13 protein-coding genes are annotated in these 15,347 nt (G+C 63.2%); 8 read left to right on the top strand and 5 right to left on the bottom strand.

The features are described 5' to 3' along the window. Window positions 1-33: 33 nt before the first annotated feature. From acnD to PQQ51_RS13345, 5 genes are all read left to right on the top strand, one after another. Window positions 34-2,631, top strand: coding sequence for a Fe/S-dependent 2-methylisocitrate dehydratase AcnD (acnD, locus tag PQQ51_RS13365; protein ID WP_408497256.1), 2,598 nt, complete (start codon window positions 34-36; stop codon window positions 2,629-2,631). Between the two features lie 84 nt (window positions 2,632-2,715). Continuing rightward, window positions 2,716-3,897, top strand: coding sequence for a 2-methylaconitate cis-trans isomerase PrpF (gene prpF / locus PQQ51_RS13360; RefSeq protein ID WP_408497255.1), 1,182 nt, complete (start codon window positions 2,716-2,718; stop codon window positions 3,895-3,897). A 181-nt stretch (window positions 3,898-4,078) separates the two neighbouring features. Continuing rightward, the gene (locus PQQ51_RS13355; protein ID WP_408497254.1) at window positions 4,079-5,632 is read left to right on the top strand and encodes a methyl-accepting chemotaxis protein; all 1,554 of its coding nucleotides are present in this window, start codon (window positions 4,079-4,081) and stop codon (window positions 5,630-5,632) included. 111 nt (window positions 5,633-5,743) lie between these two features. Continuing rightward, a complete protein-coding gene (locus PQQ51_RS13350) occupies window positions 5,744-6,076 on the top strand; it encodes a DUF2322 family protein (RefSeq protein WP_408497253.1) in 333 nt (110 codons plus the stop codon). Window positions 6,077-6,151: 75 nt separating this feature from the next. Next, entirely contained in the window at window positions 6,152-7,600 is a 1,449-nt protein-coding gene (locus PQQ51_RS13345) for a hypothetical protein (protein WP_408497252.1), read from the top strand. Window positions 7,601-7,607: 7 nt separating this feature from the next. On the opposite strand, the gene ampC is transcribed toward PQQ51_RS13345, so the two are convergent. The 3 genes from ampC to PQQ51_RS13330 all read right to left on the bottom strand — a co-directional run bounded on the left by ampC (window position 7,608) and on the right by PQQ51_RS13330 (window position 9,674). Next, a complete protein-coding gene (gene ampC / locus PQQ51_RS13340) occupies window positions 7,608-8,777 on the bottom strand; it encodes a class C beta-lactamase (RefSeq protein ID WP_408497251.1) in 1,170 nt (389 codons plus the stop codon). A 230-nt stretch (window positions 8,778-9,007) separates the two neighbouring features. Next, window positions 9,008-9,403, bottom strand: a complete 396-nt coding sequence (gene copM / locus PQQ51_RS13335) for a CopM family metallochaperone (RefSeq protein ID WP_408497250.1) — start codon at window positions 9,401-9,403, stop codon at window positions 9,008-9,010. A gap of 73 nt (window positions 9,404-9,476) precedes the next feature. Then, window positions 9,477-9,674, bottom strand: a complete 198-nt coding sequence (locus PQQ51_RS13330; protein WP_408497249.1) for a heavy-metal-associated domain-containing protein — start codon at window positions 9,672-9,674, stop codon at window positions 9,477-9,479. Between the two features lie 289 nt (window positions 9,675-9,963). On the opposite strand from PQQ51_RS13330, the gene PQQ51_RS13325 reads away from it, so the two are divergent. Continuing rightward, window positions 9,964-10,923, top strand: a complete 960-nt coding sequence (locus PQQ51_RS13325; RefSeq protein ID WP_408497248.1) for an O-fucosyltransferase family protein — start codon at window positions 9,964-9,966, stop codon at window positions 10,921-10,923. Between the two features lie 225 nt (window positions 10,924-11,148). Beyond that, window positions 11,149-11,466 carry a hypothetical protein gene (locus PQQ51_RS13320; RefSeq protein WP_408497247.1) on the top strand — a complete coding sequence of 106 codons (318 nt, stop codon included), beginning with the start codon at window positions 11,149-11,151 and terminating at the stop codon, window positions 11,464-11,466. 44 nt (window positions 11,467-11,510) lie between these two features. On the opposite strand, the gene PQQ51_RS13315 is transcribed toward PQQ51_RS13320, so the two are convergent. After that, a complete protein-coding gene (locus PQQ51_RS13315) occupies window positions 11,511-12,131 on the bottom strand; it encodes an ABC transporter ATP-binding protein (RefSeq protein ID WP_408497246.1) in 621 nt (206 codons plus the stop codon). A 264-nt stretch (window positions 12,132-12,395) separates the two neighbouring features. On the opposite strand from PQQ51_RS13315, the gene PQQ51_RS13310 reads away from it, so the two are divergent. Next, window positions 12,396-13,697 (top strand): MFS transporter, encoded by a 1,302-nt coding sequence (locus PQQ51_RS13310; protein WP_408497245.1) that lies wholly within the window; start codon window positions 12,396-12,398, stop codon window positions 13,695-13,697. Here the strand turns inward: PQQ51_RS13310 and PQQ51_RS13305 are convergent. Continuing rightward, window positions 13,675-14,724, bottom strand: a complete 1,050-nt coding sequence (locus PQQ51_RS13305) for a helix-turn-helix domain-containing protein (protein WP_408497244.1) — start codon at window positions 14,722-14,724, stop codon at window positions 13,675-13,677. The two genes, PQQ51_RS13310 and PQQ51_RS13305, sit on opposite strands and share 23 nt — an antisense overlap. Window positions 14,725-15,347 lie beyond the last annotated feature (623 nt).

Here is a 15,347-nt window from a genome sequence, read left to right as displayed (position 1 = left end):
TCCCCGAATCATTATTATTGCGTCCCCCAAGCCATGAATACTGCCAACCGCAAACGCCTTCCCGGCACCCAACTGGATTTCTTCGACACGCGTGCCGCCGTCGACGCAATCGAAACCGGCGCCTACGACAAGCTGCCGTACACGTCGCGCGTGCTCGCGGAAAATCTCGTGCGCCGCTGCGATCCGGCCACGTTGACGGCGTCGCTCACGCAGATCGTCGAACGCAAACGCGAGCTGGATTTTCCGTGGTTCCCGGCACGCGTCGTGTGTCACGACATCCTCGGCCAGACGGCGCTGGTCGATCTCGCCGGCCTGCGCGACGCGATCGCCGCGCAAGGCGGCGACCCGGCGCTGGTGAATCCGGTCGTGCCCACGCAACTCGTGGTAGATCATTCGCTCGCGGTGGAATGCGGCGGTTTCGATCCGGATGCGTTCGCGAAGAACCGCGCAATCGAAGATCGCCGCAACGAAGACCGCTTCGATTTCATCAACTGGACCAAACGCGCGTTCAGGAACGTCGACGTGATTCCGCCGGGCAACGGCATCCTGCATCAGATCAATCTCGAACGGATGAGTCCGGTCGTGCAGGTGAAAGACGGCGTTGCGTTTCCCGATACGCTGGTCGGCACCGATTCGCACACGCCGATGGTGGACGCGCTCGGCGTGATCGCGATCGGCGTAGGCGGCCTCGAAGCGGAAAGCGTGATGCTCGGCCGTGCGTCGTATATGCGGCTGCCGGACATCGTCGGCGTGGAGCTCACGGGCAAGCCGGCCGAGGGCATTACCGCGACCGACGTCGTGCTGTCGCTGACCGAATTCCTGCGCAAGGAAAAAGTGGTCGGCGCGTACCTCGAGTTTTACGGCGCGGGCACGGCCAATCTCACGCTCGGCGACCGCGCGACCATTGCGAACATGGCGCCCGAATTCGGCGCGACCGCAGCGATGTTCTACATCGACGAACAGACGATCAAGTATCTGAAGCTCACTGGCCGCGACGACGAACTCGTCAAGCTTGTCGAAACCTATGCGAAGGAAACCGGCCTGTGGGCCGATACGCTGAAGCACGCCGAATACGAACGCGTGCTGAGCTTCGATCTGTCGAGCGTGGTGCGCACGCTTGCGGGTCCGTCCAATCCGCATCGGCGATTGCCGGTGTCCGACCTGGCTGCGCGCGGGATCAGCGGCAAGGTCGAGAACGAGCCGGGCCTGATGCCGGACGGCGCGGTGATCATTGCCGCGATCACGAGCTGCACGAACACCAACAACCCGCGCAACATGATCGCGGCCGGGCTGCTTGCGCGCAACGCGAACCGGCTCGGACTCACGCGCAAGCCGTGGGCGAAGACCTCGCTCGCGCCGGGCTCGAAAGCGGTCACGCTGTATCTGGAAGAAGCCGGCTTGCTGCCTGAGCTGGAGCAATTGGGCTTCGGCGTGGTCGCGTATGCGTGCACGTCGTGCAACGGCATGTCGGGTGCGCTCGATCCGGTGATCCAGAAGGAAATCGTCGAACGCGATCTGTATGCGACCGCCGTGCTGTCCGGCAACCGCAACTTCGACGGCCGGATTCATCCGTACGCGAAGCAGGCGTTTCTGGCGTCGCCGCCGCTGGTGGTTGCGTATGCGATTGCGGGCACGATCCGCTTCGACATCGAGAAAGACGTGCTCGGCACCGATGCGAACGGCAACGCGGTCAGGCTGAAGGACATCTGGCCGTCGGATGCGGAGATCGACGCGATCGTCGCGTCCAGCGTGAAGCCCGAGCAATTCCGCAAGGTGTACGAGCCGATGTTCGCGGTCACCGTCGATACCGGCGAGCAGGCGGACCCGCTGTACGACTGGCGTCCGATGAGCACGTATATCCGCCGCCCGCCGTATTGGGAAGGCGCGCTTGCCGGCGCGCGTACGTTGCAGGGGATGCGGCCGCTCGCCGTGCTCGGCGACAACATCACGACCGATCACCTGTCGCCGTCGAATGCGATTCTCGCGGACAGCGCGTCCGGCGAATACCTCGCAAAAATGGGGCTGCCGGAAGAGGACTTCAACTCGTACGCGACCCATCGCGGCGATCATTTGACCGCGCAGCGCGCCACCTTCGCGAACCCGACGCTGAAGAACGAAATGGTGCTGGAAGACGGCAAGGTGAAAGCCGGATCGCTCGCGCGCATCGAACCGGAAGGCAAGGTCACGCGTATGTGGGAGGCGATCGAAACCTACATGGAGCGCAAGCAACCGCTGATCGTGATTGCCGGCGCCGACTACGGCCAGGGTTCGTCGCGCGACTGGGCGGCGAAGGGCGTGCGGCTCGCGGGCGCGGAAGCGATCGTCGCGGAAGGCTTCGAACGGATTCACCGCACCAATCTCGTCGGGATGGGCGTGCTGCCGCTCGAGTTCAAGCCTGGCGTGAATCGTCTGACGCTCGGCATCGACGGCACCGAGACGTTCGACGTGATCGGCGAGCGCAAGCCGCGCGCCGACCTTACGCTGGTGATTCACCGCAAGAACGGCGAGCGCGTGGACGTGCCGGTCACGTGCCGGCTCGACACCGCCGAAGAAGTGTCGATTTACGAAGCGGGCGGCGTGCTGCAACGCTTCGCGCAGGACTTCCTCGAATCGACCCACGCGGCGGCTTGAACCGTAAGCTCGAAACATGCCTTGCGGCGGCATGGCGTCTCGCACGACGAACCATGCCGCCCCTCTTCATCAGGACACGAATTCATGGCTCATCAACCTCAGATCAAGATTCCGGCGACCTACATGCGCGGCGGCACCAGCAAGGGCGTGTTCTTCCGTTTGCAGGATTTGCCCGAAGCGGCGCAAGTGCCCGGTGCCGCACGCGATGCATTGCTGCTGCGCGTGATCGGCAGCCCCGATCCGTACGGCAAGCAGATCGACGGGATGGGCGGCGCGACGTCGAGCACCAGCAAGACGGTGATCATCGCGAAGAGCAGCCGGCCCGATCACGACGTCGACTATCTGTTCGGGCAGGTGTCGATCGACAAGCCGTTCGTCGACTGGAGCGGCAACTGCGGCAATCTTTCCGCGGCGGTCGGTCCGTTCTCGATCGGCGCGGGCTTCGTCGACCCGAGCCGGATTCCGCGCGACGGTGTGGCGATCGTGCGCATCTGGCAGGCCAATATCGGCAAGACGATCATCGCGCACGTGCCGATCACCGGCGGCGCGGTGCAGGAAACCGGCGACTTCGAACTGGACGGCGTGACGTTCCCCGCGGCGGAGGTGCAGTTGGAGTTCATGAACCCGGCCGCCGAAGAAGAGGGCGCAGGCGGCGCGATGTTCCCGACCGGCAATCTCGTCGACGACCTCGACGTACCCGGTGTCGGCACGCTGAAAGCGACGATGATCAACGCGGGCATTCCGACCATTTTCGTGAATGCGGAGGCGATCGGCTACACCGGCACCGAGTTGCAGGACGCGATCAATAGCGACGAAAAGGCGCTCGCGACGTTCGAGACGATTCGCGCGCACGGCGCGTTGCGCATGGGCTTGATCAAGTCCCTCGACGAAATCGCGACGCGCCAGCACACGCCGAAGGTGGCGTTCGTCGCGAAGCCCGCCAATTACGTCGCGTCGAGCGGCAAAGCGATCGGCGCGGGCGACGTCGATCTGCTGGTGCGGGCGATGTCGATGGGCAAGCTGCATCACGCGATGATGGGCACGGCTGCGGTCGCGATCGGCACGGCGGCCGCGATTTCGGGCACGCTGGTGAATCTCGCCGCGGGCGGCGGTCCGCGTGAAGCGGTGCGTTTCGGTCATCCGTCGGGCACGTTGCGGGTGGGCGCCGAGGCGCGCGAGGAAGGCGGCGAGTGGAGCGTCACCAAGGCGATCATGAGCCGTAGCGCGCGCGTGTTGATGGAAGGATGGGTACGCGTGCCGGGTTAATGTGGCACTGGTGTGGCAACAACATGGCGCTAGCGTGGCACTGGCGTTGCGCTAGCGTGACGCAACGCGTGCTGCCGGCGGCGAAACCGATGATGTTCGCCGCCGGCTATCCGGAATCGTTTCAAGTTATTGGCCGCGCTTGCCGATAACCGTTCTGAACGATTACCGAGAGTGAATTCCCATGCGCGTCAAGCTGACCATCAAACTTCGCCTGCTGGCCACGCTCGCGCTGCTCGGCGTTCTGTTGATCGTAACCGGAGTGCTCGGCATCGCCGGGATGCGCGCGTCGAATGCGGCGGTACAGAACGCGTACATGAACGACGTCGCCGCCGCGACAGCGCTCGGCCGCTCCAATCTGAACCTGACGGTCGTGCGAACGACGCTCGACCGCATTCTGATACATCCCGAGGCGGACGGCTCCGCCGCGCTGATCGACAAGGCGCTGAATTACCTCGACGTGTCGAATTCGGCCTGGGCCGCGTATCAGGCGCTGCCGTCGTCGGATCGCGAGGCCGAGCTGTCGAAAGACGTCGCCGACGCCCGCGCGGCGCTGCTGCGCGACGCGATCGACCCCATGGTCGCCGCGATGAGAAAGGGCGACCACGCCGCCGCCGACAAGCTCGCGATGGTCACGGTGCCGCCGCTCGCCGCCGCGCTCACGCAGAAATCCGCCACGCTGGACAAATTCCGCACCGGGCAGGGCGCCGCGCGCTATGAGGCCGCGCAGAGCCGCTATCAACTGCTGCTGGCCTTCACGCTCGGCGCGATCGTGCTGGGGCTGCTGGCGTGTGTCGTCAGCGGTTTCAATCTGTTGCGCGCGATCACGCGTCCACTCAATCTGACCTTGCAGCACTTCGAGCGCATCGCTCAGGGCGACATGACGAAGCAATTGACGCTCGACTCGAACGACGAGATGGGCCAGTTGATGGGCAGCGTCGCGACCATGCAGGACGGCATCGCTTCGATGGTCGAGCAGATCGCGCGCGGCACCGACTCGATCGCGGCCGCGACGCATCAGATCTCCGCCGGCAATACCGATCTGTCGCAACGCACTGAACAGCAGGCGGCGTCGGTGGAAGAAACCGCGGCCAGCATGGAACAACTGACGAGCGCGGTAACCCAGAACGCCGAGCATGCACGCCAGGGCCAGGCGCTGGCCGAATCGACGAATCAGGTCGCGGCAAAGGGTGCCGACGTGGTCGACCGGGTGGTCGAGACGATGGGTCAGATCGAGGAAAGTGCGAAGAAGATGGGCGAGATCATCGGCGTGATCGAGGGCATTGCGTTCCAGACCAATATTCTCGCGCTCAACGCCGCGGTGGAAGCCGCCCGCGCCGGTGAGGAAGGGCGCGGTTTCGCGGTGGTGGCCGGCGAAGTGCGCACGCTTGCGCAACGCTCCGCGCTTGCCGCGAAGGAAATCAAGGAGCTGATCGATCTGTCGTCGACGCGGGTGGCGCACGGTTCGCGTCTGGTCGGCGAGGCCGGCGCGACGATCGGCGAGGTGCGCTCCGCCGTGCATCGCGTCACCGCGATCATGGGCGAGATCGCCACCGCATCCGCCGAGCAGAGCGACGGCATCGAGGAAGTCAATCGCGCGGTGTCGCAGATGGACGAGGTGTCGCAGCAGAACGCCGCACTGGTCGAGCAGGCCGCTGCCGCGGCCGCGTCACTCGACGAACAGACGATGTTGCTGAAAGCCGCCGCCGGGCGATTCCAGTTGCGCCGGGCGGGGTAGGCAAGAGCCGGCCTTGCGGGCCGGCACTCGACTCTCCATCGGATAAGATACGGCCCGCCAGGGCATTTCCCATTTCCGGTATCCGGTTTCCGAACAGAAGGAGCGTGTGCAGTGATTCAACCGACCAACGTATTCAAGGACAACCTCGCGCAACTGCCGGGCATCGACGGCATCGATCGTATCGATCTGCTCGACGGCCACGGCGCGGTGACGGCCAGCATCGAGAACAAGCCGGGCAAGCAGGGCTCGGTCGCGGTGTACCACTATCTTCAGCAGGCTTTCGGCACGTTGAACGCGGCCGCAGCCGGGCATGGCCTCGCGGTGTTCGCCGAACACACGGCCGACGCGCGCAACCGTCCGGGCGCGCATCCGAACGTCGATCGCCTGCTCGCGATCGTGGCCGGCGGAGAAGCGTTGCGTATCGACGTCGTCAAGGCGGGTTGAGCAGCGCGGAACGCTTCTCTCAAGTTAGCGGGCGCGCTGTCGTTAACGACGGTGACCTGTTGACGAGAAAATTCAATGAAGCTTTCCTTGTGCGCGGCGGCTCTGCTGGGTCTGATTGCGTTATCCGATCTACACGCCGCCGAAGCGCCTTCGGTGCAGCATCGCACCGATGCCGCGCAGGCCGACGTGCCGAGGCCGCCGATGCCGACGACGCTGCCGCCCGAGGTGATCGCGAAGGCCGTCGCGGGGATGGGCCTCGATCCAGACAGCGAGAAAGGACAGATCGCCGGACGCTGGTTCGAACATAGCGTGGCCGATCCCGACTGGCGCGCGATGCTTTATCAGAACGGCGGCCTCGACCTGAAAGCGTCCGGCGACACGCCCACGTATTCCGGCGGTGCGAGACTCGGACCGGAAGACCGCCTCAAGGTGATTCGCCTGATCACCGGTTTCGCGTCGACCTTGACGCCATCGGAGTGCGAGGCGCTTTTCACGTCGCGCAAAGGCGATGACAAGCTGCTGAAGCAGTTATCCGCGAAGCAGCTCGACGACATGATGAAGACGTTCGATGTCTTCATCCAGACCACGGCACACGCGCACAGCGAGCCGGAGTCGTATTCCATCGACCAGCTATTGGAGGCCGGCTCGGATATCGAGGCGCGCACCGAAGCCGCGCTGAAGCGTGAGCACCTCGATACGGACCCGCCTTCGGATACGGATGCGCCCGGCAAGTCGCATGACCAATCGTGCAAACAGATGCTCACGACGTTCCGGACGTTGCAGGACGCGCCGGACCCGACGCGGCGCATCGTCACGTGGGACCTGCTGTCCTCGCCGTGGGCCGGCACCGTGTTTACGCACGTGCTGCGGACCCCCGATGCGTTCGTTGCGTCGCACTTCGACCTCAACAGGTTGCCCGCCGATATGCAGCAACACCTGCCTGCGCCCGGCTCGCGTCCGCTCGGCTATACGAAGATCGTGATCGAAGGCGACTGGGAGAATTCGACCGCCGAGGAGAAGCGCACGCCGTACGAGGAAACGTATTGGAACCTGAGTGATACCGGCCTCGTCAACCGCTTCACCCTGGGTCATCCGGAGAAACCCAGCTTCGGCTATTTTTCGACGGAATACGGCTACAAGTCGATTCGCGGGCAACGGATCAGCGGCGGCGAAGCTTACGCCGCGCCCAAACTTCTGGCGCCTTCGACGTATCGCATGCTGGACGACGGCGGCGTGATTCCGCAGCCGAACCGCGTGTATCTGTCGCCGCGACTGCAACCGGTCGCGCAAGGCGTGCACGATGCGCAATGCGAGTCGCTCGGTAAATATCCTGCTTCGCAGGTCTTCAAGGACTTCACCGGCGACGCCGTCGACGTGAACTGCAAATCGGTCAACGATAACGGCGTCACGTATCAGAACCGCGAGGCCTACCTTTACGACTATGGCATCTCGGTCAGCCTTTTCGAAATCGATAAGGATGGCCTCTCGGTGTCGCGGATCCGGAAGGTGACGATTACGCGCTGAGGTCGTTTCACTGCGTGCCGTTTTCCAGCGCGGTGAGAATCCGGTACGCGGCGTTCACGCGGGCGTCGTTCGGGAAGTTCCTGTTCGCGAGGATCACGATGCCCAGCCGCTTTTGCGGAATGAACGCGATGTAGGAGCCGAAGCCGTTGGTCGAGCCGGTCTTGTTGATCCACACGTCGTCGCGCGGCGCTTGCGGCGGTTTGATTTCGGTCACCGGCGTCGCGTTGACGATCATTGCCGGCGAGTTGCCGTCGAGCAGCGACTTCAACGCGACCGGATACGGGTATTGCTCCCAGATCAGGTCCTGGGTCATCGGCCCGGCCTGGAAGTAGCCCGTGTGGGTAGCCATAATCGCGCGTTGCAGCGTCGGGTTCGTCTGAACCAGGTTCATGTTGGCTTCCACGAAGCGGATCATGTCCGCGGCGTTCGTCTTCACGCCGTAGGCTTCGGAGGACAACACACCGGGCGCCACCCTGATCGGCGCGCCGTCTTTCGTATAGCCTTGCGCGTAGTCGCGCAACTTCGCGGCGGGCACGTGAATGTACGTGCTCTTCATCCCGAGCGCGGGAAACAGTTGCTGTTGCATCAGCGCGTCGAAGTCGCGGCCCATGCTCTTCGCTGCGATCAGACCCAGCGCGCCGATGCCGGGATTGGCATACGTGCGGTAAGTGCCGGGCGCGTACGCCGGCTGCCATGCGTTGAAGTACTGCAGCAACTGATCGTTGTCGTGGACGTTGTCGGGCACCTGCAAGGGCAGGCCGCCAGGCGTATGCGTGCCGAGATTGAGCAGACTCACTTTGCCGAACGGACTGCCCTTCAGCTCCGGCAGAAACTTGTCCGTGCGATCCGACAAGGACAGATCGCCGTTCACCTGCGCATACGACACCAGCGTCGCGGTCAATGTCTTGCTGACGGAGCCGAGTTCGAACAACGTGTCGCGCGTTACCGGTTGCCGCGTTTGCGTCGAGGCCACGCCATAGTCGAATACATAGTGCCGGTCTCCGACGATGACGCCGACCGCCATCCCGCGAATCCCGTTGGCCGCCATCAGCGGTTCGACGGTGCTGTTCACGATGCTCGCGATGCGGCCTTGCTGGTCGTCTTCCGCGTGAGCGGCGGACGCGATTATGCAGGCGAAAACCGTCATCGCCGTCATGCTCATGGCTCTCAGATTCATGGGTGGGATCCTTCGATTGTTATCGGTGGTCGATTTTCCGGACTGGGCTCGTGCGGGCTGCCGCTCGCCTTTAGAGCCCGCGGTAAGCCGAGGACGCAGTATGTCCCGCCGGCCACCCATCGACCATCGACGATATCTTGCTCGAAGCACAAGAAAATCTTTCGGCTGCCTCGGCTCGCCTGTCTATTCGAACAGTGAGCCGAGGTCGGGGAGCGTCGCGCTCTCCGCGATTACTTCACGCCGTGTTTCGCCTGCCAGCGCTGCATGAAGGCGATTTCGTCATGCTGCGCCTTGATGATGTTGCGGGCGAGCCGCTTCAACTCCGGATCCTTGCCGTACTTCAACTCGACCTGCGCCATCGCGACCGCGCCTTGATGATGCGGAATCATGTGCGCGACGAAATCCTTGTCGGCGTCGCCGGTGTACGACGCGGCCATGTCCTTCATCATTTTTTCATCCGCGTCCTTGAATGCCTGCGTCGCATCGCCGGCGCCCGCATCGGCGGACGACGACATGTCCATGCCGGGCATCGACGCGTGCTGCTGCGCGTGGACAGGCGCTGCCGCGAGGACCATCGCAAAGCTGCTGAAGAGACAAAAGACACGCACTGCGCGAAGTTTTTTCATAAGGTCTTTCCGTTGGTGGAAGGTTGTGTTCCGGGCAAGCGCGAAGCCGGACTCGCGCTGCCTGCTGGCCCGCTCAGCCTCGCGGCGACGGATGAAAGCCCGCTGCTTCGATCGCTTCGATGAGCTGTGACGACGGCAAGTCCGACGTGATCGTCACGATTTTAACGGGAACGTCCGCATCGACCTTCGCGGTGGGGTCGAGCGCGCCGACCGCGCGCGCAATTGCGTTCGCGCAGCCGCCGCAGGACATGTCGGGAATATGGAATTCCATTTGCTGCCTCCAGTGAAGAATAGTCAGACTTTTAGTCTCGACCTTCCCATTGGGGGAAGGTCAAGCATCTCAACTCAACTCGCCACTCACTGAGGAAAGGCTTACCGATCGTTTGTGCGGTAGCTCACGTAGGCAGGCCGCTTCTACTCGAAAAATGCGGGCCGAATGCTATTCTCGGCTGTCGACGGAGGAGTCGCGAAAAGAGCGAACGGTGTCCGGAGTATCGCGAACGTATTTCGAACGCACTTTGAACGCACTTTGAACAGTACCTGGTGAATCAGGAGGCGGGATGCTAGGAAGGGTCGTCGACCGCGCCAAGCGGCTGCGCCGCAGCGAACGGTTCAAGCATTCCATCGCCACGCCGCGCCGGATTTCGTTGCATGCGACCCAGCGTTTGAATCGCGGCATATTCGCGATCGAGATTCGGGAGAACTCCGGGTTCTTCTCGGTGATGCAGATGGTTCTGTTCATTCTGATGTACTGCGACGAGAAGTGCCTGACGCCGTGCATCAGCGCGCGCGGCGGCCTGTACGGCGATCCGCACGGCACGCTCGACTGGTTCTCCGTGTTCTTCGAGCCGGTGCGTTCGGCGTTGGCCATCAATGCGACTCACAAGGTGAGAACGTCGACGGTCAGCGATCTGGTTCAACTGGGTTTTCGTCAGCGCTATGAATGCCAGTTGCAATTGCGGCATGCGAGCGAACTGTTCTTCAAGCACTATCGGCTGGCCGCGCATATCGCCGAAGAAGTCGACGCGAATTGCGAGCGGCTCGGCATTGGCGCGTCGACACTCGGCGCGCATTTCCGCGGCACCGACAAAGTACTGGAAGCCGAGCCGGTTTCCTGGGGCAACTTCTGCCGCAATGTCGAACAGACGCTTGCCGAAAATCCGCATCTGACGAATCTGTTCGTATCGAGCGACGAGCAGGCGTTTCTCGACTTTTTCGCCGAGTGGCCGTTCAGCAAACCGGTGAAGGTCGCGCCGGCGAAGTGGCTCGCGAACGGCAACACGCCGGTTCATTTCAGCGGCTATCCAGGACTGGCAATCGGGCGTGAAGCGCTGGTGTCGAGCCTGTTGTTGTCCAGATGCGGCCTGCTCGTGAAGACGCCGTCTTATCTGTCCGCGTGGTCGCGGATATTCAATCCGGAGTTGCGGGTGAAGCTCGTGTCGCCGCCGCGTGCGGACGCGTTCTGGTTTCCCGACAGTCAATTGTGGCTCGAACAGAGCGAGCAGGAAAAGGCCGCGTGAGCGCCGCCGCCGCGCGCGCTGCGCGAGTCGTTTTCACACGATTTTTATAGCGTTGGCGGCAATCGTTTTGCCGGGTTTACAGCGGCGTCCGTATAGTTCGTGGCGGGTATTTCGTCACAGGCATTCCGGATCAGCTGGAGCTCGCATGGCATTCAAACGAACCAATCAAAGCGTGGCCGTCGAGGCATGCGTTTTTTTCGCACCATGACGGCCTCGAGACCCGCGATGCTGTTCAGAGGCATGTGCAAGGTCGTGGCGATTGCGTTCGTCACGAACCAGGTCCTCACGACGATCTTCACCTACGTCGCACAACAGCTCGACGCCAAGCTTCCGCATGACACGATCTGGCTTTTTAGCTGCGTCACGTGCGGCCTGCTGACGATATGGCTGCAATCCGATGCGCGTCGCGCATTCGGTTTTGCACGCGACAAAGGTTTCATCAAGACCGACGACAAAAAGACGCTACAGATCGCGGAAAACTGCCCGAAGCGGTGGCTCGTGATTCTGCATATCGAGTTGAATTCCGCGGCTTTGCGGGTCTAGCGGACCCGGCGGCGTTTCTGCTGCCGGCGCCTGGCGTTTACTGCTTACCGCTTGCCGAAGTCGGCGAAGCGCACGGTTCTCGCGCCACATGCGTGAGTAAAGCCCGCGTCGTAGCTCGAGAAAAAGACCGTACGTGTCTCGCTCAACGTCCTGAACAGGTCGACCAGAACCGCGCGCGCTGAGGCGTCGAGTCCGCCGACCGGTTCGTCCGCGATGAGCACGTCGATGCGGCCCAGCGTGGCGGCCGTCAGGAAAATCTTCTTGCGCGTGCCGAACGACATCTGCTCGAAGCGTTTGTCGAGATGCGGCTCGAGTCCGAAGCGTTGCGCGAGTTCGAGCGTGCTGTCGTCGACAGCCGTGTTTCTTTGCGCTGCAATCCGCTTCAGGAATTCACGGCCGGTCTGCTCCGGGTAGGTCATGCAATCTTCCGGCACGAACATCAGCGCGAATTTTGCATCGTGCGGCGCGCTGCGCAGCGAATGTCCACCGATCCAGACATCGCCCGCGTCGGCTTCGATCTCGCCGGCCAGGATGCCGAGCAACGTGGATTTGCCGCTGCCGGATTCGTCGTCTAGCGCCACGCAGCCTGTGGCGGTGGCGAAGTGCAGATTTTCAAAAATGACGCGCTCGTTGTAGCGCTTGCAGAGATTCTCGAATCGAAGCATGAGTGGCAAATACGCTTGGCGTAAAACGCGCCGCGCGTTGGGGTAGGCGATTGAAAGTGGCGCAAGTTTAGCAGCGTGTGCGTTGGCGGCGGGCGGATCGGATGGGGCGAACGGGGCATCGCCGCATAGCGACATAAAGCGCAACGCAAAGAGACGACGCAAAGAGGTGACGCAAAGTCATGCGCCCGCAGCCAATAAAGTGGCTATGATCTGCATCTTTATGCCGCCAGCCTGACTCTCTCGACGAATCAGTCGACCGTCCCCATGCAAACCCTCCCTGCCAGAACGACAGATCTCTCTCCGGCCGAACTCCGGCGCATCGTCGTGGCGATCGTGATCGGCAACGGCTTCGTTGCGTACGATTTCACCGTCTACAGCTTTGCGGCGGTCGCGATCGGCAATCTGTTTTTTCCCTCGAACGATCCGGCGTCGTCGCTGTTGCTTTCGCTCGCGACCTTCGGCGCGGGCTTCGTGATGCGCCCGCTCGGCGCCGTGATGATCGGCCACATCGCCGATAGCCGCGGCCGCCGAGCCGGCCTCACCGTGTCGATCGCGCTGATGACGCTCGGCACGTGGATGATCGCGTGTCTGCCAGGCTACGCGTCGATCGGGCCCACGGCGCCCGTGCTGATGGTGCTCGCGCGGCTGATGCAGGGGCTCGCGGCGGGCGGCGAGATTGGGCCGGCGTCGGCGTCGTTGATGGAAGCGGTCGACTACCGGCAGCGCTGCTTCATGGTGAGCTGGCGTGGCGCGAGCCAGGGCGCGGCGGCTTTCGCGGCCGCGCTGGCGGCGGCCACCGCGGCGCTGTTGTCGCCGGCCGCACTGCACGACTGGGGCTGGCGCGTGCCGTTCGTGTTCGGCGGCCTGATCGCCCCGCTCGGCTGGTACTTGCGGCGGCGCATGCCCGCGAGCGTGCCGCCACAGCGTGCGCGGGTCAGTCCGCGGCTGCTGTTCGCGGAACATCCGCGCGCGGTCGTGCTGGGCATTCTGATGATGGCGGCGCCTTCGGTGGGCATTTATCTCACCGTGTTCTATATGCCCGCTTACCTGGTTAGAACATTGCACCGCCCGGCGGCGATCAGCTTGCTGACCGCGTGCGTGTCGGGTCTCGTGATCCTGGTGGTGACGCCGCTGGTCGCGCGCGCGGCCGACCGGCTCGCGAGCCGCAAGACTTTGCAGTACGTGTGTCTCGTGGCTTCGATTGCGGCGGCGTGGCCGGCGTTTCGCGCGCTGACGCACGGCGTCGGCGATCTCGCGGCGCTTGCGATCATCACGGGGTACGTGGCGCTCGCGGTCAACAATGCCGGCGCGAGTTCGGTGCTGATGATGGAAGCGTTTGCGCCGCATCGGCGCGCGGCAGGGCAGGCGGTGATCTACAGTTTCGGCGTGGTGCTGTTCGGCGGGTTTTCGCCGTTCATCGTCACGTGGCTGATCGCGCGCACCGGCGACCCGATGATGCCCGCGTGGTATCTGATGGCCGCGATGACGCTTTCGCTTGCCGCGCTCAAGGCGTTTCCCGAGCCGGCACGCGAGCCGGACGGCGCTACGCCGCGTTGCGCTGCCTGAGATCCAGCGCTCGCGCGCGCATATCCTGCGGGCTCATGTCGAACGCGCGGCGAAACGCGCGAGTGAAATCCGACGCGCTTTTGAAGCCGAGACCGTAAGCGATATCCGTGACCTGCATCGCGGGGAAACGGACCAGTTCGTCCGCGGCTTCCCGTAGCCGCCGATTGCGGATATAGGCGCCGAGCCCACCCTCGTGCTCGAACCAGCGATAAATCGTCGCGCGCTTCAATTGCAGCGCCTGAACGACGCTGGTGGGCGTCAACTCGGCCTGATGCAGGTTCGCTTCCACATAACGCCGCACCTGGCCCATCAGCGCGGCTTGCAACGCGGCACGGCTCGCGCCGTTCAGGCGCGCATCGCGGTGGAACGCGGCGACGAGCAAATGCGCGCCGGTGTTCAAGGCTTGGGTCGCGGCGGCCACGTCGAGTGTCGGGATGTCGCGCGCCACCGCTTCCAGATGATCCTGCACGAGTCCCGTGAGCGGCGCCCCTTGCGGCAGGATGCGCCCGTGGATCGACGCGCCGTCGCTGAATGCGTCGTCGACGATCGCCGCCGGCACGAACAGGCTCAGAAGCCGGCATTCAGGCCGGTACGCGCGAAACGGCTGGTTCAGATCGAACGCGACGATGCCTCGAACCGAGCCTGGCGCGCTGCGTTTTTTGCGCATGCCGCTCACGTGGCCGATTTCGCCTTCAACGAAAAGCTGGAATACGTAATCGCGCCGAGAGTCGGTCGACACGCGCGCAACCGAGCGTTCGAGCGGTATCGCGTCGGTGCGGCAGTCGGTGAAGATCAGTCCGCCGGCCGAATAGCGGTCGATCGCCCCGCGGAATCCGCCGGCGATCTGCTGTTTCGACGGCGGTACGTCGACCACATGGCCCACGCGATCGCGCCAGGCCAGCAATTGGTCGGCGATGGCGAGTCCGTGCGTGCTAAAACGGTTCGCCGCAATGGTGGAGCGCGGTTCGGCCGGCGCCGCGACTGCGGCAGCAATGGCCAGGTGTTCCGGTAGGGCGCACTTGTTCATGGATCGATCAGGACGGGCGGCAACGCGATCACGGCGAAGGGGGGGTGATCGGGACGGTTATCTCGCAGGACATTGCCGGAAATTGAGACGGATGGTCAAGCCTGACAAAAAACTTGCGCTATTGTCGGATGATTGGAAGACAGGGCATGACGAGTCGATCGGCAGCCTTGCACCATGAAGTGGAGTATGAGCAGCAACGGGGGAAGTAGCGCGGGAGAGGATCGATACGGGAACAGTGTCGACAAGAAGAGGCCTGCAAAAAGAAAAACAACCTGAGAGAACGGTGAGTCTGCGCAGCGACACGAAGAGGTCCGCGCGCCGCCGAAATAACATTGTGGGGCGCATTGCCGTGAGGCATGCGCCCCGATTTTATTTTGGGGCCTGATTTTAAGCGACGCGCACGGTTGTTTAACGTCTCTATTAACCCACTCAAATAAGTCGATTTGACGGCAATTTTGACCGTTTTAAATGGGGCGCGGTTAATAATAGGTGTCCAAAATACACAGCGAATTTGACGCTGATAAACTGTGCGCCGGAGCAGTGCAGCAAGCAGGTTCATGCACGACTCGCTCCCTCCCGATTACCACCCCACCTGATTCACGCAGTATCGCGGCCCCGTGTGG

Source organism: Paraburkholderia xenovorans (assembly GCF_046030735.1).
GTDB lineage: Bacteria > Pseudomonadota > Gammaproteobacteria > Burkholderiales > Burkholderiaceae > Paraburkholderia > Paraburkholderia xenovorans_A.
The sequence above is the reverse complement of the archived record's forward strand: the minus strand, read 5'-3'. Positions and strand labels throughout refer to the sequence as shown.